This is a genomic window from Enterobacter cloacae complex sp. BZL2005, assembly GCF_049238885.1.
GTDB classification, from domain to species: domain Bacteria; phylum Pseudomonadota; class Gammaproteobacteria; order Enterobacterales; family Enterobacteriaceae; genus Enterobacter; species Enterobacter roggenkampii.
The window spans coordinates 317,951-340,083 of record NZ_JBMKGI010000001.1 but is presented as its reverse complement, the minus strand read 5'-3'; the positions used below and the strand labels follow the sequence as shown (position 1 = coordinate 340,083).

Annotated in this window: 24 protein-coding genes; 9 read left to right on the top strand and 15 right to left on the bottom strand. The window is 55.2% G+C overall.

Going from position 1 to position 22,133, the window contains the following annotated elements; all coding sequences use genetic code 11:
* Positions 1-87: 87 nt before the first annotated feature.
* On the top strand, positions 88-540 hold the full coding sequence (matP, locus tag ACOTXI_RS01815; protein WP_008499929.1) for a macrodomain Ter protein MatP: 453 nt from the start codon (positions 88-90) through the stop codon (positions 538-540).
* Between the two features lie 66 nt (positions 541-606).
* On the opposite strand, the gene ompA is transcribed toward matP, so the two are convergent.
* Positions 607-1,662 carry a porin OmpA gene (gene ompA, locus ACOTXI_RS01810; protein ID WP_008499928.1) on the bottom strand — a complete coding sequence of 352 codons (1,056 nt, stop codon included), beginning with the start codon at positions 1,660-1,662 and terminating at the stop codon, positions 607-609.
* 353 nt (positions 1,663-2,015) lie between these two features.
* On the bottom strand, positions 2,016-2,525 hold the full coding sequence (gene sulA, locus ACOTXI_RS01805) for an SOS-induced cell division inhibitor SulA (protein WP_023618859.1): 510 nt from the start codon (positions 2,523-2,525) through the stop codon (positions 2,016-2,018).
* A 217-nt stretch (positions 2,526-2,742) separates the two neighbouring features.
* On the opposite strand from sulA, the gene ACOTXI_RS01800 reads away from it, so the two are divergent.
* Positions 2,743-3,369 carry a TfoX/Sxy family DNA transformation protein gene (locus ACOTXI_RS01800; protein WP_008499926.1) on the top strand — a complete coding sequence of 209 codons (627 nt, stop codon included), beginning with the start codon at positions 2,743-2,745 and terminating at the stop codon, positions 3,367-3,369.
* Here ACOTXI_RS01800 and yccS read toward each other — a convergent pair.
* Positions 3,326-5,488, bottom strand: coding sequence for a YccS family putative transporter (gene yccS / locus ACOTXI_RS01795; protein ID WP_039025219.1), 2,163 nt, complete (start codon positions 5,486-5,488; stop codon positions 3,326-3,328). The two genes, ACOTXI_RS01800 and yccS, sit on opposite strands and share 44 nt — an antisense overlap.
* Positions 5,489-5,507: 19 nt before the next feature.
* Positions 5,508-5,954 carry a YccF domain-containing protein gene (locus ACOTXI_RS01790; RefSeq protein ID WP_008499924.1) on the bottom strand — a complete coding sequence of 149 codons (447 nt, stop codon included), beginning with the start codon at positions 5,952-5,954 and terminating at the stop codon, positions 5,508-5,510.
* A 123-nt stretch (positions 5,955-6,077) separates the two neighbouring features.
* Between ACOTXI_RS01790 and helD the strand changes: the two genes are divergently transcribed.
* Positions 6,078-8,132 carry a DNA helicase IV gene (gene helD / locus ACOTXI_RS01785; protein ID WP_058654649.1) on the top strand — a complete coding sequence of 685 codons (2,055 nt, stop codon included), beginning with the start codon at positions 6,078-6,080 and terminating at the stop codon, positions 8,130-8,132.
* Positions 8,133-8,191: 59 nt separating this feature from the next.
* On the opposite strand, the gene mgsA is transcribed toward helD, so the two are convergent.
* Together mgsA and csgI are read right to left on the bottom strand one after the other, a co-directional pair.
* Entirely contained in the window at positions 8,192-8,650 is a 459-nt protein-coding gene (mgsA, locus tag ACOTXI_RS01780) for a methylglyoxal synthase (RefSeq protein ID WP_008499922.1), read from the bottom strand.
* An 80-nt stretch (positions 8,651-8,730) separates the two neighbouring features.
* Positions 8,731-9,393 (bottom strand): curli synthesis inhibitor, encoded by a 663-nt coding sequence (csgI, locus tag ACOTXI_RS01775; RefSeq protein ID WP_058654648.1) that lies wholly within the window; start codon positions 9,391-9,393, stop codon positions 8,731-8,733.
* 173 nt (positions 9,394-9,566) lie between these two features.
* Between csgI and ACOTXI_RS01770 the strand changes: the two genes are divergently transcribed.
* Positions 9,567-9,980, top strand: coding sequence for a CoA-binding protein (locus ACOTXI_RS01770; protein ID WP_008499920.1), 414 nt, complete (start codon positions 9,567-9,569; stop codon positions 9,978-9,980).
* Between the two features lie 37 nt (positions 9,981-10,017).
* Here the strand turns inward: ACOTXI_RS01770 and hspQ are convergent, their stop codons facing one another.
* Positions 10,018-10,335, bottom strand: a complete 318-nt coding sequence (gene hspQ, locus ACOTXI_RS01765) for a heat shock protein HspQ (protein WP_008499919.1) — start codon at positions 10,333-10,335, stop codon at positions 10,018-10,020.
* Positions 10,336-10,395: 60 nt separating this feature from the next.
* Positions 10,396-11,586, bottom strand: a complete 1,191-nt coding sequence (rlmI, locus tag ACOTXI_RS01760; RefSeq protein ID WP_058654647.1) for a 23S rRNA (cytosine(1962)-C(5))-methyltransferase RlmI — start codon at positions 11,584-11,586, stop codon at positions 10,396-10,398.
* 173 nt (positions 11,587-11,759) lie between these two features.
* Between rlmI and ACOTXI_RS01755 the strand changes: the two genes are divergently transcribed.
* From ACOTXI_RS01755 to yccX, 3 genes are read left to right on the top strand one after another with little or no spacing between them, the layout of a single operon-like run.
* The gene (locus tag ACOTXI_RS01755; RefSeq protein WP_058654646.1) at positions 11,760-12,317 is read left to right on the top strand and encodes a kinase inhibitor; all 558 of its coding nucleotides are present in this window, start codon (positions 11,760-11,762) and stop codon (positions 12,315-12,317) included.
* Positions 12,318-12,327: 10 nt separating this feature from the next.
* Positions 12,328-13,116: an AraC family transcriptional regulator gene (locus tag ACOTXI_RS01750; protein WP_058654645.1), complete on the top strand. Its 789-nt coding sequence runs from the start codon at positions 12,328-12,330 to the stop codon at positions 13,114-13,116.
* Between the two features lie 11 nt (positions 13,117-13,127).
* Positions 13,128-13,409, top strand: coding sequence for an acylphosphatase (gene yccX, locus ACOTXI_RS01745; protein WP_008499914.1), 282 nt, complete (start codon positions 13,128-13,130; stop codon positions 13,407-13,409).
* Here the strand turns inward: yccX and tusE are convergent.
* From tusE to ACOTXI_RS01715, 6 genes are all read right to left on the bottom strand, one after another.
* Positions 13,406-13,735 carry a sulfurtransferase TusE gene (gene tusE, locus ACOTXI_RS01740; protein WP_058654644.1) on the bottom strand — a complete coding sequence of 110 codons (330 nt, stop codon included), beginning with the start codon at positions 13,733-13,735 and terminating at the stop codon, positions 13,406-13,408. The two genes, yccX and tusE, sit on opposite strands and share 4 nt — an antisense overlap.
* 68 nt (positions 13,736-13,803) lie before the next feature.
* Complete coding sequence (locus tag ACOTXI_RS01735) at positions 13,804-14,355, bottom strand: LuxR C-terminal-related transcriptional regulator (protein WP_008499912.1); 552 nt, start codon at positions 14,353-14,355, stop codon at positions 13,804-13,806.
* Positions 14,356-14,365: 10 nt separating this feature from the next.
* Positions 14,366-15,523, bottom strand: a complete 1,158-nt coding sequence (locus tag ACOTXI_RS01730; RefSeq protein ID WP_058654643.1) for a CfaE/CblD family pilus tip adhesin — start codon at positions 15,521-15,523, stop codon at positions 14,366-14,368.
* Between the two features lies 1 nt (position 15,524).
* Positions 15,525-18,242 (bottom strand): TcfC E-set like domain-containing protein, encoded by a 2,718-nt coding sequence (locus ACOTXI_RS01725; protein ID WP_058654642.1) that lies wholly within the window; start codon positions 18,240-18,242, stop codon positions 15,525-15,527.
* A gap of 72 nt (positions 18,243-18,314) precedes the next feature.
* Positions 18,315-18,821 carry a CS1 type fimbrial major subunit gene (locus ACOTXI_RS01720; RefSeq protein ID WP_021240847.1) on the bottom strand — a complete coding sequence of 169 codons (507 nt, stop codon included), beginning with the start codon at positions 18,819-18,821 and terminating at the stop codon, positions 18,315-18,317.
* 75 nt (positions 18,822-18,896) lie between these two features.
* Positions 18,897-19,640, bottom strand: coding sequence for a hypothetical protein (locus ACOTXI_RS01715; RefSeq protein WP_058654641.1), 744 nt, complete (start codon positions 19,638-19,640; stop codon positions 18,897-18,899).
* A gap of 308 nt (positions 19,641-19,948) precedes the next feature.
* On the opposite strand from ACOTXI_RS01715, the gene ACOTXI_RS01710 reads away from it, so the two are divergent.
* Together ACOTXI_RS01710 and ACOTXI_RS01705 are read left to right on the top strand one after the other, a co-directional pair.
* The gene (locus ACOTXI_RS01710) at positions 19,949-20,701 is read left to right on the top strand and encodes a winged helix-turn-helix domain-containing protein (protein ID WP_058654640.1); all 753 of its coding nucleotides are present in this window, start codon (positions 19,949-19,951) and stop codon (positions 20,699-20,701) included.
* Complete coding sequence (locus ACOTXI_RS01705; RefSeq protein ID WP_008499906.1) at positions 20,698-21,174, top strand: hypothetical protein; 477 nt, start codon at positions 20,698-20,700, stop codon at positions 21,172-21,174. The genes ACOTXI_RS01710 and ACOTXI_RS01705 overlap by 4 nt, the downstream gene beginning before the upstream one ends.
* Before the next feature lie 56 nt (positions 21,175-21,230).
* On the opposite strand, the gene yccA is transcribed toward ACOTXI_RS01705, so the two are convergent.
* Positions 21,231-21,890 (bottom strand): FtsH protease modulator YccA, encoded by a 660-nt coding sequence (yccA, locus tag ACOTXI_RS01700; RefSeq protein WP_058654639.1) that lies wholly within the window; start codon positions 21,888-21,890, stop codon positions 21,231-21,233.
* Positions 21,891-22,133: the final 243 nt, after the last annotated feature.

Genomic DNA, 22,133 nt, shown 5'->3' with positions numbered 1-22,133 from the left:
ATTCACTCACAGGATATGATTTCTTTTCAGCAGATTGCTAAAAAACTGATATTCTGAACAGAGTTACGTGGTAACACTGAGATCGCAATGAAATATCAACAACTGGAAAATCTCGAAAGCGGCTGGAAATGGAAGTACCTGGTCAAAAAGCACCGTGAAGGGGAGCTGATCACCTGCTACATCGAAGCCAGCGCTGCGCAAGAAGCCGTGGATATTTTGCTGACCCTCGAAAACGAACCGGTACAGGTCAACGGCTGGATTGAGAAACACATTAATCCTGCGTTGTTAAACCGGATGAAGCAAACTATCCGCGCGCGACGCAAACGGCATTTTAATGCTGAGCACCAGCACACTCGCAAAAAATCAATCGATCTGGAATTTGTTGTCTGGCAGCGCCTGGCCGGGCTGGCACAACGACGGGGTAAAACGCTGTCGGAAACCATCGTGCAGTTGATTGAGGATGCAGAACATAAAGAGAAGTACGCCAACCAGATGTCGACACTGAAGAATGACCTTCAGGCGCTGTTGGGTAAAAAGTAGTTTTTTTTACTTTTCTTCAGACAATAAAAAACCCCGCATTGCGGGGTTTTTTTATAAGACGATAACTTATGCCGCTGGCTGAGTTACAACGTCTTTGATGCCTTTAACTTCGATCTCTACGCGACGATCTGGAGCCAGGCAGTCGATCAGTGCAGCGCGAGCTTTCACGTTGTCACAGGTGTTGCCAGTAACTGGGTTAGATTCGCCCATACCACGTGGGGAGATCTTGTTAGCTGGGATACCTTTAGAGATCAGGTAATCAACAACAGACTGAGCACGTTTCTCAGACAGTTTCTGGTTGTAAGCGTCAGAACCGATGCGGTCGGTGAAGCCCAGAACCACTACAGAACCGTCTTTAGGATCCAGGTTGCTCAGCTGGGTGTACAGCTGATCCAGTGCCTGCTGGCCTTCTGGTTTCAGAGTCGCTTTGTTGAAGTTGAACAGAACGTCAGACTTCAGAGTGAAGTGCTTGGTCTGTACTTCTGGAGCTGGAGCCGGCGCTGGAGCAACAACTGGAGCTGCTTCTTCCTGCTGGCCGAAACGGTAGGAAACACCTACGCTCAGCATGCCGTTGTCTGGACGAACACCAACGGTGTTGCCGTCGCCGATGTTGTTAACCCACTGGTATTCCAGACGGGTAGCGATGTCACGGGTCATAGCCCACTCAACGCCACCAGCGAATACTGGGGAAACACCGGTGTCATGGTCGTCGCCAGCGATGCTGTTGCTGGAGTCAGCGCGCCATACCATGCCGCCCAGACGGGTGTACACGTCCAGATCGTCAGTTACTGGGTAACCCAGTTTAGCGGTCAGCTGAACGCCCTGTGCTTTGAAAGCGCCGTTTACGGTGTCGCCTTTGTATGGCATACGACCTAACCAGTCGTAACCCATTTCAAAACCAACATACGGGTTAACCTGATAGCCACCGAACGCACCTGCACCAAGCTGGCTCTCGTGAGTTGGGCCATCATTGTTCAGGCTGCTGTTGTACCAGCCGGTGTCGTGGAACTGAGACCAGCCCAGTTTACCACCTGCATACCAGGTATTATCTTTCGGAGCGGCCTGCGCTACGGTAGCGAAGCCAGCCAGTGCCACTGCAATCGCGATAGCTGTCTTTTTCATTTTTTGCGCCTCGTTATCATCCAAAATTCGCCATGAAAGTCTCAAGAGAGAATCACGGTTAAATCCTTCACCGGGGGGCGTGGTCAAATATAAATCTACCGATATCTTCGGCTTAGGCCGAGCACCCCTGGCGATGTAAAGTCTACAACGTAGCTGAAAACTTACAAGTGTGAAGTCCGTCAGGCATATGAAAAAAAAGTTCCGTATACCGATTATTTAACATTTTTTGAACGAATTTTGTGCAATAAAATTAAGGAGAACCGCACCAGACAAGCCTTGCCGCAATTTTAAGGCCGGGAACTAAAATCCCATCTTGCGGTCAAAAAAAATTCCAGGAAAAATCTTAATTTCACTCAATGATACAAATTTGAGTGAATTTTTAGCCCTGAAAGTTGTCCTCTGCGGTAAGAATCCGATCGAACCGGACGCATAATGAACCCGATCGCATTCCCTTCTTCAGCGGCTTCAGTCAGTCGGAAATGTTCCTCTTCCGTCAATTCTTCCGGTAACCAGCCAATCACCACGCTGTAATTTCCTGTGCGTAACGCGCGGATCATCGACTCAACGGTATCGCAAGGCGAAAGTTGATTAATCTGCATGACCTTGGTCAGCGGAAGGCCTGCGGATTGAACCCACTCGCGACTCAGCTTTTGCTGAGGCGTGAGCCAAAGCTGCCAGCGTGATTGCTGACCGAGCTGTTGTAATAATGGCAGTAAAAGAAGTTGCGTTAACAAGGGCTGGTCTTCACGATAAACCACTTCACTGATAAGCCCTGTGGAAACACGCTCGACGGAATTCTGCGCGACATTGCCTGCGGCAGAAGAGAGAGAGGTTGCGCGATTTGCATAGCCTGAAGTGTGCATATTCATTCCAGCCCTGTGGTTACTGTATGGATATACAGTAACTCCTGTATGCCCAAAGATCAACCTCATTTTCGGAAAGCGACTCGCAAAATTCATTCAATCTTGATGCCCCTCGAAAAATCATCTTGCTCAACGACGATAAGTTGCCTATTTTCCTGCTAACGGATCCGCTAGTAAGAAATTTCGTTGTTAGCCTATGATTTTGAAGGGAAATATCATGAAAAAGATATCTTATGAACGGATTTATAAATCCCAGGAATACCTCTCTCCGTTGGGCGAGATTCATCATCGCGCGCTGTTTGGCGGTTACACCCTGGCGGTCGATGATGCGGTCTTTGCCATGGTGTCCGATGGCGAACTTTACCTTCGCGCGTGTGAAGAGAGTGCAAAATACTGTGTAAAAAATGCTTCCTCCTTCTTGACGTTGATGAAGCGAGGCCGCCCGGTGCTGCTCAACTATTATCGTGTGGATGACGGATTATGGCAGGACAGGGAGCGGTTGCTTCAGCTCTCCTCGTTTGCACTCAGTGCGGCAAGGAAAGAGCGCTACCAGCGTCATCAACGAACCCGTCTTAAGGATCTGCCGAACCTGACCTTTCAGCTTGAAGTTTTGCTCTTTGAAGCCGGTATCACCAATGAAGAAACGCTGCGGGCGCTGGGTGCCAGAGCGAGCTGGCTGAAGATGCGGGCAAAGAATAAAGCACTCAGTATAAAAGTGCTCTTTGCGTTGGAAGGAGCTATCGAAGGGCTGCATGAGGCGGCACTCCCGGCAGGTATCCGCCGGGAGCTGACGGAGTGGTTTAATGCGCTGCCTGAGCCGCAGGAGAGTCGTTCCTCCAGGTAGCGATGTGCTGTTGCAGCCGGCAAATTTCAGGCAGCAGAGCGATCAGCAGGCCTATCTGCTGAAGAACCAGCGGCGCTTTGCTGTCATTTCCCGGGTCAAGATGCGCAATGCGTTGAGCCAGTTCATCCAGAGCCTGTCGAACGCGCGGTTCATCGGCCGGGCGGTGATGAAGCGCATCATCGACATAGCAGACGGCGTCATCGAGGAGGTTGAGAACCGCCGGGTTAGTGAGCTTCTCGCGGTGGGCCCCCAGCGTCGAAATATAGCTGGTGAAGGTATGGTTAAGGCAGAGCAGGCGGAACGCTGTCTCACGAATCTCAGCCGTGGCGCGCGGCTCCGTTGACATGTTAGAGACAACGGAGGCCAGTTCAGCATCACTGTTGTGCGCGTCGCGACGTGCTATCCGGTAAGCCAGACGGTTATCGCGGCCCTGGTGGTACTGCTCCAGAATTGCGTCAAGGTAACGACAGTTGGCATTCATCGCCCTGTCTACCACGCGCGGCAAATTGCGAAAACGCCAGTCCGGCCAGATAAAGCTGACCGCGGCCCAGGCAATCGCGCAGCCAATCAGCGTATCAATCACGCGGGGCAGGGCGACTTCAAACCCTTCACCCAGCAGATTAAAGCAGAGCAGCACCAGCAGCGTGATGAACATGGTGGCATGGGCGTACTGCACGTTGCGAAACGCGAAAAACAGCACGCCGGTGATCACGATCAGAATCAGCTGCCCTTCGACGGAAGGCACGAAATAAAGCACCGGCAGGCCGATTGCGACGCCGACCAGCGTGCCGATAATGCGCAGCGCAAGACGGTGTCGGGTGGCGTTATAGTTCGGCTGGCAGACGAACAGGCTGGTCAGCAGGATCCAGTAGCCATGATGCAGCCCGGTTATCTGGATAAAGGCATAACCCACGCACAGCACCAGCGACATTCTCACCGCGTGGCGGAAGAGAGCCGACTCCGGGGTAAAGTTGCGGCTCAGGCGTAGCCACATATCGCTAAAACTGTGCACGCTGTCATCAGCAAGCTGATTGTCGACCTCACTGCCCGGAAGCGCCATCGCCTGCTCCGACTCGATGGTCGCCAGCTGAGCATCAATTGCCCGCAGGTTGTTGAGCAGAAAGCCCAGCGCTTTGATGTGTTCCGGCGACGTTCCGCTGGCCTGAACGCGGTCGAGTGCCGCATCAAGATGGCTAAATACGCGTTCAAAACGTGGATCATGCTGATAGGGCGTGCGCAGCAGAATGGAGCGCGAGAGCTGCTGGCACGCCTGGGACTGCATGGAGAGCAGGCGCTGGAAGCGGAACATCACGTCGCTGTAGCGGAACTTCTCTCGCAGGGCGGCATACTGGACGTGCGAGGAGCTGGCGCGTTCATGAATGTCCTGGGCGGCAAAATAGTAGTGTAAGGTTCTTCGCGTTCCGCGCTGACCGCGATCGCCGCGCAGACGGGTCAGCAGAGAGGCTTTTGTCTGGTTAAGGGTGGCGACCAGTTGACCATTTGCCAGCGCCAGATCGTAGAGCGGCGCCTGGCTTTCTTCCTCGATATCCGGGTCGAACAGCCGGGATTTCAGTTCCAGATAGTGGGCTAGCTGCTCAAAGCTGCGGGCAAGGTTGTCCTGCAGAGGGCGAACAGGGAAAATCAGATGACCGGTTAAGGTCAGCAGGTTATACCAGATGGCGCCGAGCAGCAGCAGAACCGGCTGCTGGTACCACTGGTCGTAGAGGGATGCGCCCAGCATGGTATAGATGGCAATCAGCAGGGCGCCAAACGCGATAGTGGCGTAGCGCTGCCCAAGGCCGCCCAGCAAAATAAACCCGCTGGTTGAGAGCGTCAGACCCAGGGCAAATAGCCAGGGCCAGGGGAAAAGTAACTCAACGGACGCTGACGCAATAAAAAAGCAGACGAGCGTGATGACCAGGTTGCGTAAACGCCCGGCCAGACGATCGTCTAGGTCCGCCAGCGCCCCGGCCACGACGCCCAGCGTGAGCGGGATGGTGAGCTTGACGTCATTCAGCCCCCAGGGCAGGGCAACCGTGCCGCAGAGTGCGATAAATATCCTGACGTTATAAAGCCAGGTGCTGTTCCAGGTATAACGGCGAAGCAGTGGGCTTAGCATAAACGCGGCCAGTCCTTAGTTACTGAAAACGACGACGCGCATTGGCTTCACGCGCCGCCTGGGCCACTTCGACCGGAACAACCCTGCGCCCGACGGGCCAAAGAGCGATAGCGGCGATCTTAAAGTTCGCGATCCCCACCGGAATACCAATAATCGTGATGCACTGCGCAATACCCGCAAAAATATGCATGATGCAGAGCCACCAGCCGAAGAAAATCAGCCACAGAATGTTAAGCAGGGTACCCCCCGTATTCATCAGGGCGTTTTTGCTCTCCGGATTCAGCTCGTCAACGTGGATGGCTTCATTCCCGTAGGGGACGAAGGAGAGTTTTGTGATTTCCCAGCAGGAGCGGGTCAGGGGGAGCGTAAAAATTAGGACGATGCTCACCAGCGTGGCAAAAAGCCAGGAAAGGGTGGTGGCAAAACCGCCCAGCACAAAATTCAACACATTCAGAACGGTACGCATAAACCCTCACTTCCTTTCGATAAAATTAACGCCCAATGATTGTAACGTTTTTTTAGGCTGGAGCACCTTAAAACTGGCAGTTACACTGTCAGGTAAATTATCTCTTCGTGGATTTGGCGGAACATGGAACTGAAAGCAACGTCGTTAGGCAAACGTCTGGCGCAACACCCTTACGACCGGGTGGTTCTCCTCAATGCCGGGGTAAAAGTCTCTGGAGAACGCCACGAATACCTTATTCCGTTTAATCAGCTTCTGGCTATCCACTGCAAACGCGGGCTGGTGTGGGGCGAACTCGAGTTCGTACTGCCTGACGATAAAGTCGTGCGTCTTCACGGCACCGAGTGGGCAGAAACCCAGCGTTTCCATCATCACCTGAACGCGCTCTGGCAGCAGTGGAGTCAGGATATGAGCGTGATTGCCGCCGGAGTGCTTCAAAAGGTGTTGGACGATATCGCGCAAAGCAACGCGCAGCATTCGTGGCTCACCCGTCAGCAGACCGCCGGGTTGCAGCAAAAGATCCGGCAGGCACTCTCGGCGCTGCCGTTATCCGTGGCGCGTCTTGAGGAGTTTGACAATTGTCGCGACGCCTGGCGCCAGTGCCAGGCCTGGCTGAATGATAAGGATAAAAGCCGACTCGCCCATAATCAGGCCTGGACGGACGCCATGCTCACCCAATACGCCGACTTTTTCAGTACGGTGGAGTCTTCTCCGCTTAATCCGGCTCAGGCGCGCGCGGTGGTCAACGGCGAGCAGTCGCTGTTGGTGCTGGCGGGGGCCGGTAGCGGTAAAACGTCGGTGCTGGTTGCGCGTGCCGGCTGGCTGCTGACGACCGGGGAAGCGGTCGCCGATCAAATTCTGCTTCTGGCCTTTGGCCGCAAGGCTGCCCAGGAGATGGATGAACGGATCCAGGAACGTCTGCATACCCGGGATATCACGGCCAGAACCTTCCATGCCCTTGCCCTGCATATTATTCAGCAGGGCAGTAAAAAAGTGCCTGCTATCAGTAAGCTGGAAAACGACGCGCAGGCGCGCCAGGCACTGTTTATCAAAACGTGGCGCCAGCAGTGCAGTGAGAAAAAGGCGCAGGCGAAAGGGTGGCGCCAGTGGCTCGAGGAGGAACTCAACTGGGACGTGCCGGAGGGCAGCTTCTGGCAGGATGACAAACTGGCGCGTCGGCTGGGTTCACGGCTTGACCGCTGGGTCAGCCTGATGCGAATGCACGGCGGAACGCAGGCAGAGATGATTGAAAGCGCGCCGGAGGCGATCCGCGATCTGTTTTCGAAGCGGGTCAAGCTGATGGCGCCGCTGCTGAAGGCATGGAAAACCGCGCTGAAAGCGGAAAATGCCGTCGATTTTTCCGGCCTAATCCACCAGGCCATCATCATTCTGGAGAAGGGGCGCTTTGTCAGCCCGTGGAAACATATTCTGGTGGATGAGTTCCAGGACATCTCTCCGCAGCGCGCAGCGCTGCTTTCGGCGCTACGGGCGCAAAATAAGCATACCTCGCTGTTTGCGGTGGGTGACGACTGGCAGGCCATCTATCGCTTCAGCGGGGCGCAGCTTTCGCTGACGACCGCGTTCCACCACTATTTTGGCGAGGGCGATCGCAGCGATCTGGACACCACCTACCGCTTCAATTCACGGATTGGTGAAATCGCCAACCGCTTTATCCAGCAGAACCCGCATCAGCTGGCAAAGCCGCTCAATAGCTTGCGGGCAGGGGATAAAAAAGCTGTGACCCTGCTGACGGAAGACCAGCTGGAACCGCTGCTGGACAAGCTCAGCGGCTACGCGAAGCCTGATGAACGTATCCTGGTGCTGGCACGATACCATCACCTCAAACCCGAGGCGCTGGAAAAGGCGGCCACCCGCTGGCCGAAGCTGCAGCTTGAATTTATGACGATTCACGCCAGCAAAGGGCAGCAGGCCGACTATGTGATTGTCATGGGGCTGAAAGAGGGGAGCGACGGTTTCCCGGCCCCGGCCCGCGAGTCGGTCATGGAGCAGGCCCTGCTGCCGGTGCCGGAAGACTTTCCGGATGCCGAAGAGCGGCGTTTGCTGTATGTGGCCATGACCCGCGCGCGCCATCGCGTGTGGCTGCTGTTCAATAAAGAGGAGCCATCCGTGTTTGTTGATATTTTGAAGAGTATTGATGTGCCGGTAGCGAGAAAGCCATAACGACGAAGGGTAAGGATGGGTAGGCCGGGTAAGGCGTAGCCGCCACCCGGCAAAAAAAGCTACTTCAATCTCTCTGAAAGATAACGCTGATAGTCCGGAATAAGGATATCTACCGGCGAGTTAAACTGCGGCGATTCGATGATGAAATCCGCCGTCGAGAGGTTTGTCGCCACCGGAATATTCCACACCGTCGCCAGGCGCAGCAGGGCCTTGACGTCCGGGTCGTGCGGAACCGCGTTTAGCGGGTCCCAGAAGAAGATCAGCACATCAATCTTCCCTTCGGAAATCTGTGCGCCGACCTGCTGATCGCCGCCCATCGGGCCGCTCAGCATGGCGTTTACCTCCAGACCCGTTTCGCGCTGGATCAGGTTACCGGTGGTGCCGGTCGCCGACAGGGCGTGCTTTTCCAGCAAAGACTGATGGCGGCGAACCCAGTTAAGCAGCATTTGTTTACAGTGATCGTGCGCCACCAGAGCAATGTGTTTGCGTTCCGGGAGCGTGCGTGTTGTCAGTTCCATAATCATATCCATCAGGTTAACTGCCTACACGATGACGGGAACCGTCTGACGCTGCAAGAGAAAGGCGTAAAAAATGTGGCTTATGATGAAGGTTGTTGTTTTGCCCATTGTAAAAACCGGGCCCGCGTGTCGGCATCGGCCTGCTGGAACCAGAATTTAAGGCGTTGTTCCGTCAGGGCCTGGGACTGGGGAGGAATGACGTCCAGTTCAGAGACGCCGGAAAGCAGCGTACTGTCGTCAGCCATCATGGTGGCAAACTGAGGAAGCGACGCGCGTTTACCGGCTTTGTTATAGGTCTGCGTCGCGGCCTCGTAGTCCGGACCTTTCGGTGAAGTCGTCAGCGCCAGAATATCCAGCTTCACCGGAATCGGCATCGCATCCCCGTCCAGCAGTTCAATGCGGGGAGACGCGTCGAAGGCCGCTGACTCCTTCTCCGTTTCAAGGCGTGGCAGGGTAATATTCACCTGACTGATTTGTCGGGTATTAAAGCTGACGATCAGCGGCGGGGAGATGTACATCCGTTGCTCGTGATTGGCCAGACCGATCGATTTTTCTACGCGGAATACCAGCTGATGCGGTCCGTTATCCAGCTCGATACTGTCCGCACCGCGCAATAACGAACTGGAGACCTTTTTTCCGTCCAGTACCAGGAGATCAATATCGGTAGAGAGCCGGAGCGTGGTAGCAAAAACGCAGACCGGCATCACTAATGCAATCAGAGCAGTGGCAATACCGGTTTTCATAGAAGGCTCCCGTCAGAAATCCTGTCGCCGCATTAATGTATCTAAATTTTTCGATAATCACGTTTACTAACATATAGACATATTTGGCCGTTTTGCCCTCATGCATCGGTATGGGATGGATGGTTGAGATGTGCGGTTTGGCGTACACTTTTAAAAAAGCCAGGAGAAAAACCATGAAAGAGAACGATATTGCCGAGATTCTGACATCCACGCGTACCATTGCGCTGGTGGGCGCGAGCGATAAACCCGATCGTCCCAGCTATCGGGTGATGAAATACCTTCTCGATCAGGGCTATCACGTCATCCCGGTCTCGCCAAAAGTGGCGGGGAAAACCTTACTGGGCCAGCAGGGTTATGCCACGCTCGCTGACGTGCCTGAAAAAATTGATATGGTCGATGTCTTCCGTAATTCCGAGGCGGCGTGGGAAGTGGCGCAGGACGCTATCGCCGTCGGGGCGAAAACGCTGTGGATGCAGCTGGGCGTGATTAACGAGCAGGCTGCCGTGCTGGCGCGGGATGCGGGGCTGAACGTCGTCATGGATCGCTGTCCGGCGATCGACATCCCCCGTCTGGGGCTGGCGAAGTAATAAAAAAAAGCCCGTTCATCGGGCTTTTTTTACACGCTTAGTTCCGCAGGCGCGGAGCCTGTAACTGTTTGCGGATAGTCTGAGCAAGTTCATCCATAGTGGGTTGCTCCGGATGCTCTTCCTGCAGCTCGCTGCTTAGCTGCGCTTCGGCAAGGTAGGTGTGGACGGGTTGCCCGTCGTCACCTTCCATCACCACATGGTACCAGGGTGCAGCGCGAAGCTCTGCGTTCACCGCCAGCTCGTCTGCTGACGGCTCATCAAGGGAATACTCCGGGTCGATATCCACGACCACACCCAAATACCCGAGCAAAGTGTGGCGGACCTGCTGGCCGATACCGAATTTGCTGGCAATCATAGTCACCTCCCGGGAAATACGACTTACACGTTATGTGCGGGCAATATTTCTCTTTTCAAGTTACATGACGCGACAGGCAAACCCTTTCAGATACAGTCCTTCCGGGTAGGTAGCAATCACGGGGTGATCGGCTGCCTGACGGAACTGCTCTATAAATTGTACATCACGGCCAGCATCTATTGCGGCATCAGCGATGATTTTCTGAAATAAATCTGTGGTCATCAGGCCGGAGCAGGAGAAGGTGAGCAAAACTCCGCCCGGATTCAGCAGCTGGATAGCCAGCATGTTGATATCTTTATATCCGCGGCAGGCGCCCATCAGCTGGCTTTTGTTCTCCACAAACTTTGGCGGATCCATCACGATGACGTCGAACTTCTCGCCCTGATCGCGGTATTTACGCAGCAGCTTGAAGACGTCGTCGCGTATAAATTCGGCTTTGCTCAAGTCCAGTTTGTTCAGCTCGATGTTCTGTTTTGCCACGTCCAGCGCTTCCTGCGAGGTATCCACGCTGACCACCTGGGCACAGCCGCCCATCAGCGCCGAAACGGCAAACCCACCGGTGTAGGAGAAGCAGTTGAGCACGCGTTTATCGGCAACGTACTGACGCGTCGCCAGACGGCTGTCGCGCTGGTCAAGGTAGTAACCCGTTTTGTGCCCGCCCTGAATATCCACCAGCAGCTTCATGCCGTGCTCTTCAATTGGCAGCAGGGCTGGCGGCAGTTCACCCGTGACCGGCCCCTGAGTCAGCTCCATGCCTTCTTTTTTTCGCACCGCCACATCGCTGCGGTCGTAAATTGCGCACTGCGGGAACAGCGTTTGCAGGGCGCTAATCAGCGCAGCGCGCTGGTATTCCGCCCCGGCGCTCAGGAGCTGCAGCACCAGGAAGTTACCGAAGCGATCGATGGTCACGCCCGGCAGGCCGTCAGACTCACCGGCAATCAGGCGGTAGCTGTCCAGCCCGTCGCGTTTAGCCAGCCAGTCGCGCCACTGCTGCGCCTGCTGCAGACGACGCACGAAGAAGTCGATGTCGATGGTTTCGTCTTTATCGAATGTCCAGACGCGCGCGCGGATCTGGGAGGCTGGCGAGTAGGCGCCTCGCGCTAACCATTTCCCCTGGTGGTCCACGATATCAATGGTTTCACCGAGGCTGGCTTTGCCTTCCATACGGGCAACCGCGCCGGAAAAGACCCAGGGATGACGGCGCAGTAATGATTTCTCGCGCCCTTTGGCTAACACTAAACGTACACTCATAATTTGCTGTTCTGTCGATTTCAGGGAAATGGCGCGTAGAGTAGCACATTCAGCAAGGCGCAATCATCTGCGGATGCCGTTGAGCGTTTCGGCACAAAATCAAATCGCTTAAGCACATTACGGCACTGCGGCGGGATATACAGTGGGATTCCGGTTCAGCAAAGGAAACCCCCATGAAAAAGCGCAGTGTGATCGCAATAGCCGCTCTGGCGGCAATGAGTTTTCAGGTTTCAGCGGCAACGCCTTTCAGCATCACCAGTCAGGATATTTCCGGCGAGCGCCATTTAGCGCAGCCGCAGGTATTCGAGGGATTCGGCTGCCACGGCGGTAACCAGTCCCCACATCTGGCGTGGAAAAACCCGCCCACGGGTACGCAAAGTTTTGCCATTACGGTCTATGACCCGGATGCGCCTACCGGCAGCGGCTGGTGGCACTGGACAGTAGCCAACATTCCCGTGAAGACAATGACGCTGCCCGCTGATGCCGGTAACCCAAATGGCGAAAAATTACCTGCTGGCGCTGTGCAGGGGCGTAATGATTTCGGTTATTCTGGATTCGGCGGCGCATGTCCGCCCGCAGGCGATAAGCCTCACCGCTATCAGATGACCGTCTGGGCGCTGGACGTGGATACCCTGCCCATCGACAACAATGCGAGCGGCGCGCTGGTCGGCTTTATGCTCAATAGTCACGTTCTGGCAAAGGCTCAGTTAACCGCAACCTACAGCAGATAAGGATGAACCGGTGCAGGAGTTCCATTTTCGACATAAACATCTCACGGCGGGTGAAGTGAGTGCCAGCAAAATGCATCGCCTGCACCAGGTTAAGCTCTTTTTCCCGGCGATTTGCCATATCACTCACGGCAGTAAGGTGATTGTGCAGGACAATAACCGCCTGGTGGCAACCCGGGATGAGCTCATCATTATTCCTGCCAATACGGCGATGGAGATCATTAATCAGCCTGCAAACGGTCTGTTTCACTCGGACTTGCTGATGTTATCGCCGGAAATCGTTGCCGAGTTTAAAGCGCATTACCTGAAATCCTGGCCGCGCACGACGCTGCATTCGCTCTGCGCTCCGCTGAGCGAGGGGCTGGCGTTTATGTGGGATAACCTGCTGCACGCCGTGCGTCAGGATTTACCGGAGGCGCTGCAAAAACATCAGGCCTTCGGTCTGTTGCTGGCATTGCTGCATGACGGCGTGGCAGGTCCGCTGCTTATCGAGCGAAGCAATAACCTGACCGAGCAGGTGCGACAGTTCATTATGCTGTCGCCCGCCAGAGCCTGGACCGCGCAGGACGTCGCCAGCCGTCTGGCCCTGAGCGTGCCGACGCTGCGCAGACGGTTACGCGAGGAGTCACAGAGTTTTCGCCAGATTGTCGAGGAGGTGAGGATGGCCGTGGCTTTGTCACAGTTACAGTCAACCCGATTACCGATCGGCGAAATCGCATTACAATGTGGGTATCTGTCCAGCTCTCGTTTCACCGCCCGTTTCCGGCAGCACTACGGTTGTTTGCCGAAAACGCTACGTTAAGGAGAAGAAGAATGTCTAAAGTCTGCACTATTGCCTGGGTTCACGGCGTCGTTCAGGGCGTGGGTTTCCGCTACAGTACCCAGCGCGAAGCGATTGAGCTTGGGCTAACGGGATACGCGCGCAACATGGATGACGGCAGCGTTGAGGTGGTCGCCTGCGGCGAAGCGGAGCAGGTTGACAAGCTGGTGGCGTGGCTGAAAGCGGGTGGGCCGCGCAGCGCGCGGGTTGATAAGGTCTTAACGGAACCCCATCAACCGGGGCGCGAATACGTCAACTTCGGTATTCGGTATTAAATACACTTCACCGGCTTAGGCAGGCCGGCAATTTTGGTGGCCTGTTTTGCCGGACCTTTCGGGAACAGACGATAGAGATAGCGGCTGTTGCCTTTCTCTTCACCGAACTGATTGGCCATCGCCTTGACCAGCATGCGGATGGCCGGAGAGGTGTTGAACTCGAGATAAAACTCGCGCACAAAACGCACCACTTCCCAGTGTTCGGGGGAAAGAGTAATCCCTTCGTTTTCCGCAATTTTCTCCGCCAGCGGTTCGCTCCAGAGCGTTGTATCTTTCAGATAGCCTTCGCTATCGGTCTCAATTTCCTGGCCTGCAAAAATGAACATAATCTTCTGTCGTAGGTGAAAAATCGGCAACAGTGTAGCAAAAAAGCGGGCTCAGGATAAACCGTGACCTACAGGAGCAGCTGAAGCAGATTGTTGGCATTGAGCTTCTTCAGCGCGTTGCATTTATGGGTTGAAACCTGTTTCTCCGACATGTGCGTCACGATGGCAATGTGGCGGACCGGCAACCCGGTCAGCATCAGATCGAGCACGTTGAATTCAGGAACGGTCAGGCAGCAGTCCAGGCTTCGAACGCGACGCGGCTCTTTTGCCAGCAAATACGCCGCATCGGCAACGGCGATCCGGTCGTCGATGATATAAAGCGTTAGCGTACTGAAACGCTTGCGTAAATGCGTCGCCAGCGCCCACCCCTTTTCGTTGCAGACCAGATAAAGGCTGCCTTTCCAGCGGGCGGCTTCCAGCCTGAGCAAAATATTGATCAGCGCCTGATGCGTCGCCGCCACGGAAAAACGGCAGCGGACGACAATCACGCGGCGGGTAAGCAGCGTTGGCTGCCATTGTACGGTATCGCTCTGGACCTCTAACTGAACGCCCCGACGCAGCAGCGCATAGCGCAGTCCTTCGGCGTAAAATCGATTATTGTCGAGAATGGCGTAACTCACAGTGACCTCGTTATAACGTGCTGGGCGTATAGATGACGCGCAGCGTGCCGGTATAGTCGCCCGCGTTTTTGCTGCTGGCGGCGAACGCGGGGGTTTTCAGGATAATTGGCGCAGGAATGCACAGTACGCTCTCGCGTCCGCCAGGCAGCACGACCTGACGCAGATACTGTGGATCGTTAGTGCCTTGCCAGACTACGGTTTTACCGTTCGCGACGGTTTCGGTTGCGCCTGTGACGGGATGGGTAACGAAGACCTGATAGTCGAGACGGTCCCGCGCATCCGTCTGGCTTCCACCGCGCCGCCGGATAGAAAACGCGCCTTCGGCACGTCCCGCAGAGGGAAGCCCGTCATCTTCAAAACGAAGATAGGCGCGGGTGCTGGTGCTGTTTTTGCCGTCGTACAGGCACATATCCAGCGTGTTTTCCCCCTTGATCTCGCTGCCCCCGGGTCGCCCCGGGAAGTTGGTCAGGTTGAGGTTAACGATGGGCGTGGAGTGCGGAAAGGCTGGCAGATAAATCTGCTGGTTTCCCGGGTCGACCACCTCAATGCGAATATTTGCCTGCCATTTGGCGATGGTGAGATAGCCAGGACAGCCGACATTCACGTCATTGAAGTTGCCGCCGCAGTCGGCGCTTCCCCACTGGCGCAGGTTCTGCTTCAGCGTGGCGGTCCAGATCCCCGGCAGGGCGAGCTTATCCAGCTCGCTTTTCACGATATAGAAATCGAAGTAGGGCTCTCTGTTCCAGCTAGCAATTTCCGTCGTCCCTCCCGTGACAAAGCTGGCAAAGGTGAACACTTTATTGTTGATAAACATGTAGTGATCGCCATACACCTTGATATTCACCGTCTTGCCGGTAAGGGAATGGCTAAACGCTAAATTGATGGCATAAGGCGCGGCCGGGTTCGCCGAGAACCAGACCGGTGAGTTCATGCAGGCGCCGTTCGTGGTATCGGTACGGGACTGACAGGTCAGGGTATTGCGCCCCCACTTTTGCGGATCGGCGGCGTCAAAGCCGCCCGATTCATGAAACCAGATGTCAAAACGCGCGGGCGGCGCGGTGCGATCGAAGCTGATCCCTACGCTGGTATTTCGTCCCGCGGGAGCGCCCGCCAGCGTCTGGCTGGCCCACAGGCTTAAGAACAGTAAAATAAAAAGGCACTTAATCACATCATTTCCCTTTAGTGAGGCTATCGGTGTTCATGGCAGTCGGTCCAGCAGGGACCGACCGTCCGGCCAGCATCAGCTGTGCCTGCTGCTGGACGGCATCCGGCAGGGCGGAGAAGGTTAACTCCTTACAGGGGATCGACCCGACATAACGCACCACGTCGCGCATACTCTTCACGTTCAGCGCGCACTGATAAAACTGCTGCTGACGCACCAGGTAGAGGTTATGCAGCAGGGCGTCGCTTTGGGCGCTAAACCCGCCGTTGCCAAGGTCGCTCCAGCCGTTCACGTTCAGCGGCACGCCGCCGATAAACGGCGAATGACGCTCGTCGGTTAACTGGCCGAGCCAGGTGTAGCTTGCGGTGGTTTGCACGTCCCGGCGCAGCAGTTTGCCAGGCACCATAAACAGCGTTCTGCTGCCCGATCCTTGCGTGATTTCACTGCTGGCTCCTCGTGAGACATCCAGCGATTCGTTAACCGTCAACGTTGTCTGCTGATAGCCCGGCACCGCGAAGAGGGCGCGGCTATTGCCTGGAATATCGGCACTGCCGCCGTTATCCAGCGACACGGCGACGCGCGGATCCTGAGCATCTTCCGGCGTGGTCACGTTCACCGCGACGGCGGAAGCAGGGCGACCGTCGCTCCAGCGGCCCAGCCACAGGCCAGAGCGGGACAGCGCGAGCGTCGAGCTGTAGTTGCCGCTGCTGCTCAGCGTATGGCGACGATCCTGACGATCCCAGGAGTCGCTGACGGTCAGACTCCCGTTGCCATATCGTCCGCCCTGGCGCGTATAGGCTGAGGTATTCAGCGAGTCGCTGTTAATGCCCGACGCGCTGAGGCCGTACTCATTTTCGCCGCGGGCATCGGCATACCAGTTATGCGCCACGTTGTAGCTCAGCTGGTTTTTTTCACGTTGCTGGTGCTGCCATGTCGCGCCCAGAGAGGTGTAGCTTGACGCATCGCCCTGGCGGTTATGCGCCATGGACAGGCTCACGCTCAGGTAGCCGCCTTTATCCCTGCCTTCGCGGGCGTCATCGTTACGCATAAACAGGTTAATGCTGCTGTTAATGTTCAGGCCATGGGTGCTGAAGGCATTGCTCAGGCCAGCCTGCCAGGCCCGCGTGCGCGAGCGGGTCATATAGACCGATTCCCACGGCAAACCCGCATCGTGGCGATCGTCACTGTCCGGCAGCTCCCGGCGTGAAACGTACCGGCCTTCGTTGCGGTTATCCGAATACCCCAGGCTCGCATACCAGGCGCCGACCGGGACGGAGAACATCACCGAGAGGGTGCGATAACAGCCGTTCACGGCGTCAAATCCCGCGTTTTGGGTGTTGCAGTTTTCAGCGGATAACGCGTTGCGATAGACGCTCAAAGAAAAACCGTCGTTGTAGCTGATTTGCTGAATATTGCCGCGCTGGCCTTCGCTGCCGTAGAGGTAGCTAAACCGGGTACTCAGCACGCCATCGATCGGGCCCGCGTTGAAGCCCCGGCTCCAGTCGAGCGCGTTCTCCAGGAAACGCTGGTTTTTCTTGAACGTTGCGCCGCTGGTCAGCGCCAGCGTCGGGGTGACGGGCAGGCGTACGCCCGCCTGCGCAACCGCGCGGCGTTCTTCGTTCTGATCGCTATTATCGGTTTCGCCCGCCTGCAGGAACCACTCGACGCGGTCGAATGGCGTAATGCCGGTTCGGGTAAACGGCACCTGCTCGGTGCGCGTCAGCCGGTTATTTTCATAGATGGAGAGCGTCACGGTGTAGCTCCCGTCCGGGAACGATCGCGTGTCAAGGGTTTGCGCCCCGGCATTCAGATAGAAGCTCGCCAGCAGCTGGTTGCCCCGGCGGGCGTCGATACGCGCGTCATGGGAAAGCAGCACGGTAACAGGGGTTCCCTTCGACTGCTGAACCGGGTTCATCCACGCCCTTGTTGAACCCGTGCGCAGGCCGCGAATTTTGCCCAGCGGCAGCTGGCTGAGGGTGATATTTCCGCCGGCATTGCTGAACAGATCGCGGGTATCCATCTCGCCTGCCTGGACGTAGTACTGACGCAGGATATCCTGGCGGAACCAGGCGTTGTTGACGGTGACCTCCTGCTGCTGCTGGTGCCGTGAACGCTGCCCCAGCCAGGTCCAGTCGAGATTCACATAGCCGTCCTGGGTGAGCGCCAGCGCGCCGTTGCCCTGCACGGTGGCCGACTGATAATCCCTGTCGGCAACGAAGTTAATGTTTTGTTGATGGATCAGCGCATTTTCGGTGCCGTGCGTGGGCTGATACCATGCATTCTCTGCCGTCTGCTTAGGCAGAAATTTCTTGTCCAGGAACAGGTTAATGCGGGCGTTATTCTCGTCATAAATAATGGCCGCGCGATCGGTATCGATGTAATCGCAGCCCGCTGCGGAGCCGTTGCTGCTGCAGGCCAGGTTGCCGTTACGGGCAAGCGGAACGGCCAACGCGGCAGAGACGGTGGCAACGAGGGATGGGGCGTCATTAAACCGGCGTTTGATGGCCGCTACAACATTCTCAGGCGCGACAAAGCTCACCGTTTCAAGCGTGATATCCGTTTCAAAAAGGCCCAGCGATTCGCCGTAGAGGTTCACCTCTGTCCACACGCGCTGCGTCTTTGCCAGATCTTCAAAACCTGGTGGGACGGCCAGCCCGGCGCAGGCGAGTTGGATGGAAGCGGGTAACAAAGCAACAAAGAGGAGAGTATTTCTGTGAAACGCCATGAACGAGCCTCGACATCATCCTGACGTCAGAGGGTGGGCACCCTCTGACGTTATTCCTTAGGTGCTGTGGTGTTACGCACCGCCTTCCGTGGTCGTCGCCTGCGTCAGCATCAGGCTGACAACGCCGCTGTACTGACCAGTTTTCAGAATGCCTTTGGTGGTCTGGGAAATGGTCAGCGGCAGTACCGCAGAACCGTTTTCAATGCTCCCCGGGAACAGTTCGGTACCGGTGTATTCAACATCTGCGGTAGAGAGGGTTTTATCGCCCAGCTTCACCGTCATAGGGATGGTTTCAGCACCGTCGGCATTCGCCAGCTTCGCGGCGCTCACCAGACGGACTTTCACGTTGCTGGTGGCGGAGTTAGACCACACCTTGGTATTCAGACGGTAGCTTTCCAGACCGCGGCCAGGCAGGTACTGCATATCGATGCTTGCCGGCAGCGGCGTGTTATCGGCCTGGGTCATATCCAGCTGTGAATCAACGCTGGCGTTGACGGTAATATCTTTTTGAATCGCCAGCGCGCTAACGGACGTGGTCATCGCGGCAACAATCATCAGAGGTTTAAAGTACTTACGCATTGATATCTCCATATTTACAAATGAGCACCCTGGCTCTTTAATCAAACCCTGTGGGGTTTTTACGGTGACGTCGTGTTATTGCACGACGGGTAAATCAGCTTCTTCAGCGCTTCTATTCAGCCAGTTGAAGTAGCGGAATTTATATTTCTGGCCTTGTACCTTCGTGAGCGTTTTTAATTTCCGTTCGGTGTCCGGATAAATCGTCGCGTCTTCTTTAATCCATCTACACGATGAATCCGCATCACAAACACCGATCTCCCTGAGCGGCACGCGCAACGTGCCGTTGTTTTTTAACGTTCCCCTGAGAGGGTCAATCGTCAGTGAAACCACGTTTTTTTCCGGTGCGAGATGGATCAGGGCGCCCCAGATCACATTGACGCCCAGTCTTGCCGTCGCCGCAGGGCTTTCTGCCTTGCCCGGAATAATGCTGTCAGGCTGCTTTACGCCTTCAAAATAGACGCGCCAGGTCGTCTCTTTTTCCGGTGGTGCAAGCGATACCAGGCGAACCACGCGCATTGCGCCTGCCGCAAGGGCGAATTTTTCCGGTGTGACAACAACGCCACCTTCTTTCCACGAGGCCACATCAATCTCTTTTTCCTGGGGCGTGCCGGGATTAAGAATTTTCTTTTGCCTCACCCGAATGAACTGAATATCATCCGTTTTTGACGCCACCTTAATTTGCGCCGCACCGGACTTATCCACGTTAAGTTCCATGGGATACACGCTCATATTGGCCAGTGCCATTTCTGAGAAAAATGGCAATGACAGCGCGGCGATATAAAAGGCAGTTGTCTTATTCACACTATTTTTCTGTTTCACTTTCTGTCCGCCTGCGTTGAGTTCATTCCCGGCGCATTCACAACGGGACACCCTCTGCTAACGTATTGCTTCAGGGCAGGGAAACTTTAACCAGAACAGCGGTTTGTGAAAATTTGTATTAATTAACTCGTTATATACAGTTTTTTATCCTGCTTTCCTGGCTTTAAGGTTGTATAGTTAAGCGAAAATACCGCGACCCGGGATGGGGAGAAAACTCCTTCTGATGAAAAAACAATCAGTTCAGGAGGCGGTTTTCTTGTCGTTGTATCAGGGATTAAAAAGCATGCGGTAACAGCCGAGAATAAAAGATGTTTTTTATATGCAATAATTCGTTGTTATTCGATCCTGAAGCACATGCAATAAGTATTGTTGGGCAACCCGAGTCTGTATTAACGCTTTCGGCTCCGGCCGTTCGTCTTTTACAGGAGTTTATTCGTCATAAAGGGCGCGACCTGAGCCGGGAAGAGTTGATCACTCGCGTGTGGGAGGAGTTCGGCTTTACGCCGTCGGGAAATAACCTCAATAAGGCGGTAAGTGAATTACGCAAAAGCTTCCACGCCCTGGGCGACAGCCACGACTATATCGTGACCGTGCCCCGGTTTGGATTCCGCTTTGACGCCGACGTTATTTTTAAGCCCGCAGAGAGCGTTACGCCCGAAGTATCTCAGCCGTCCGTTGAGCAGCTGTCAGGATATAAGCGTTTATCCAAAAAGTGGTGGCTGGTTTTAGCGGTATTAACGACGTCAGTCGTGGGGTTTAGCCTGTTTTTTAGCCGACAGCTTGAGATAACCGTACCCGCAACACTCAAACCCGTTAAGGAAAAAATAGCTGGCTGTCGGCTCTGGGTGATCAACGATCATGGCCGACCGCTGGTGTTATCAAAATTGGCCGAGCTGCTGAAGAAAAATAACGTCGCGTGCGAGCGCGAGGAGTACAACATTTATTATTTCAGCGCCCGCTTTTCGCTTGCCGCCGCCGATGAGGTTTTCATCGGCGCCTGCCCGGTGAGTGAAGCCAGCCTGTGTAAAACTATTCGCTATAAAAGCGGGGCGGAAGAATGAAAAACAGACTTCTGTTCGGACTGGGTGGCGCAGTCGTTGGCGGGGCGTTTGCGCTCTTTATCTACACCGGCGGAGCCTATAAGCGCGATGCGCTGGCCTGCAGCACCGAGTTTAATTTTACGCGCAATCAAGGAAAGGCAAATGAAGTGAAGGTCAATGCCGTTGCCCAGTTCTATTTTCATCGTAACGGCACCGGCCTGACCACCTACAAAGGCGCTGCAAAGGCTGAAGGTAAGAGCCTGATCGTTGACAGGGACGTGGATTTTACGTGGGAGCGACGGGACGATGATAAGGTAATTGTCCTGAGCTACACCAAGACCTGGCGTCGACACAATGACAACACCCCTGATGCCCAGTGGGGAAGCTTTGCCAGCCCGACCGCACGCTACTATCTCACGATCTCTGAACTCTCGCCTTCCGTATGGCTGATTCAGGACCGGCGTTACCCCACCTATATTTGCCGGGGTGATTAAGGCATAAAAAAAGGAGAATGCCGGGGGCATTCTCCTTTTTGTTTCAGCAGGTCAGCTTAATCGCGGCTGGCGAAGCCCAGGATGCTCAGCAGGCTGACGAAGATGTTGTACAGCGACACATACAGGCTCACGGTGGCGCGAATATAGTTCGTTTCACCGCCGCGAATGATGTTGCTGGTTTCAAACAGGATCGCGCCGGAAGAGATCAGAATAAATACGGCGCTGATCGCCAGGTGCAGGGCAGGCAGCTGCAGGAAGATGTTGGCCACCATACCCACCAGCACCACCACAACACCCGCCATCAGCATGCCGCCGAGGAAGGACATGTCCTTACGCGTGGTCAGCACGTAGGCCGAGCAGCAGAAGAACACCAGCGCGGTGCCGCCCAGCGCCATACCAATCACGTCACCCATGCCGGCGGACAGATACGCGTTCAGGATTGGCCCCAGGATGTAGCCCAGGAAGCCGGTTAAGGCAAACGCGGACAGAATACCGACCGGTTTGTCAGCGGTTTTGTAGGTCAGGAACATCAAACCATACATACCCACCAGGGTCAGGATCAGTCCCGGAGACGGCAGCATCAGCACGGTGCTGGCGGTGGCGGTGATCGCCGAAAACGCCAGCGTCAGGCTGAGCATGAAATAGGTATTGCGCAGCACCTTGTGGGTGCTGAGTAGCGATGTGCGGTCGCGTGAGGAAGTAATTATACGATCCATGAGTCACTCTCTTATGACAGATGTAATTAACGGAAAGAATAGGAAACGGCGCGTCACTCTCAAAGTGGTTTTACCCATCTTTACTCAGCAGGTTAGCGCGGGACCTGGTTGTTTCTTCTGCATAAATACGTTTCACCAGTATGAACAGCGGTTTGACGCGATTAATCAGATCAACCTCTTATAGGTTACTGAAAATTATTGCGTTATTACCATAAGGCCGCTAAGAGTTATTTCCGGATCGTC

Bases quoted from the DNA above. Each gene is read 5' to 3' on its own strand.
- ompA (WP_008499928.1), bottom strand. From the start codon at position 1,662: ATGAAAAAGACAGCTATCGCGATTGCAGTGGCACTGGCTGGCTTCGCT.
- ACOTXI_RS01800 (WP_008499926.1), top strand. From the start codon at position 2,743: ATGAAAAAGATATCTTATGAACGGATTTATAAATCCCAGGAATACCTC.
- tusE (WP_058654644.1), bottom strand. From the start codon at position 13,735: ATGTTCATTTTTGCAGGCCAGGAAATTGAGACCGATAGCGAAGGCTAT.
- mgsA (WP_008499922.1), bottom strand. From the start codon at position 8,650: ATGGAACTGACAACACGCACGCTCCCGGAACGCAAACACATTGCTCTG.
- ACOTXI_RS01710 (WP_058654640.1), top strand. From the start codon at position 19,949: ATGTTTTTTATATGCAATAATTCGTTGTTATTCGATCCTGAAGCACAT.
- sulA (WP_023618859.1), bottom strand. From the start codon at position 2,525: ATGCACACTTCAGGCTATGCAAATCGCGCAACCTCTCTCTCTTCTGCC.
- yccS (WP_039025219.1), bottom strand. From the start codon at position 5,488: ATGCTAAGCCCACTGCTTCGCCGTTATACCTGGAACAGCACCTGGCTT.
- yccX (WP_008499914.1), top strand. From the start codon at position 13,128: ATGTCTAAAGTCTGCACTATTGCCTGGGTTCACGGCGTCGTTCAGGGC.
- hspQ (WP_008499919.1), bottom strand. From the start codon at position 10,335: ATGATTGCCAGCAAATTCGGTATCGGCCAGCAGGTCCGCCACACTTTG.
- ACOTXI_RS01705 (WP_008499906.1), top strand. From the start codon at position 20,698: ATGAAAAACAGACTTCTGTTCGGACTGGGTGGCGCAGTCGTTGGCGGG.
- yccA (WP_058654639.1), bottom strand. From the start codon at position 21,890: ATGGATCGTATAATTACTTCCTCACGCGACCGCACATCGCTACTCAGC.
- ACOTXI_RS01720 (WP_021240847.1), bottom strand. From the start codon at position 18,821: ATGCGTAAGTACTTTAAACCTCTGATGATTGTTGCCGCGATGACCACG.
- ACOTXI_RS01755 (WP_058654646.1), top strand. From the start codon at position 11,760: ATGAAAAAGCGCAGTGTGATCGCAATAGCCGCTCTGGCGGCAATGAGT.
- helD (WP_058654649.1), top strand. From the start codon at position 6,078: ATGGAACTGAAAGCAACGTCGTTAGGCAAACGTCTGGCGCAACACCCT.
- ACOTXI_RS01770 (WP_008499920.1), top strand. From the start codon at position 9,567: ATGAAAGAGAACGATATTGCCGAGATTCTGACATCCACGCGTACCATT.
- ACOTXI_RS01790 (WP_008499924.1), bottom strand. From the start codon at position 5,954: ATGCGTACCGTTCTGAATGTGTTGAATTTTGTGCTGGGCGGTTTTGCC.
- ACOTXI_RS01725 (WP_058654642.1), bottom strand. From the start codon at position 18,242: ATGGCGTTTCACAGAAATACTCTCCTCTTTGTTGCTTTGTTACCCGCT.
- matP (WP_008499929.1), top strand. From the start codon at position 88: ATGAAATATCAACAACTGGAAAATCTCGAAAGCGGCTGGAAATGGAAG.
- csgI (WP_058654648.1), bottom strand. From the start codon at position 9,393: ATGAAAACCGGTATTGCCACTGCTCTGATTGCATTAGTGATGCCGGTC.
- rlmI (WP_058654647.1), bottom strand. From the start codon at position 11,586: ATGAGTGTACGTTTAGTGTTAGCCAAAGGGCGCGAGAAATCATTACTG.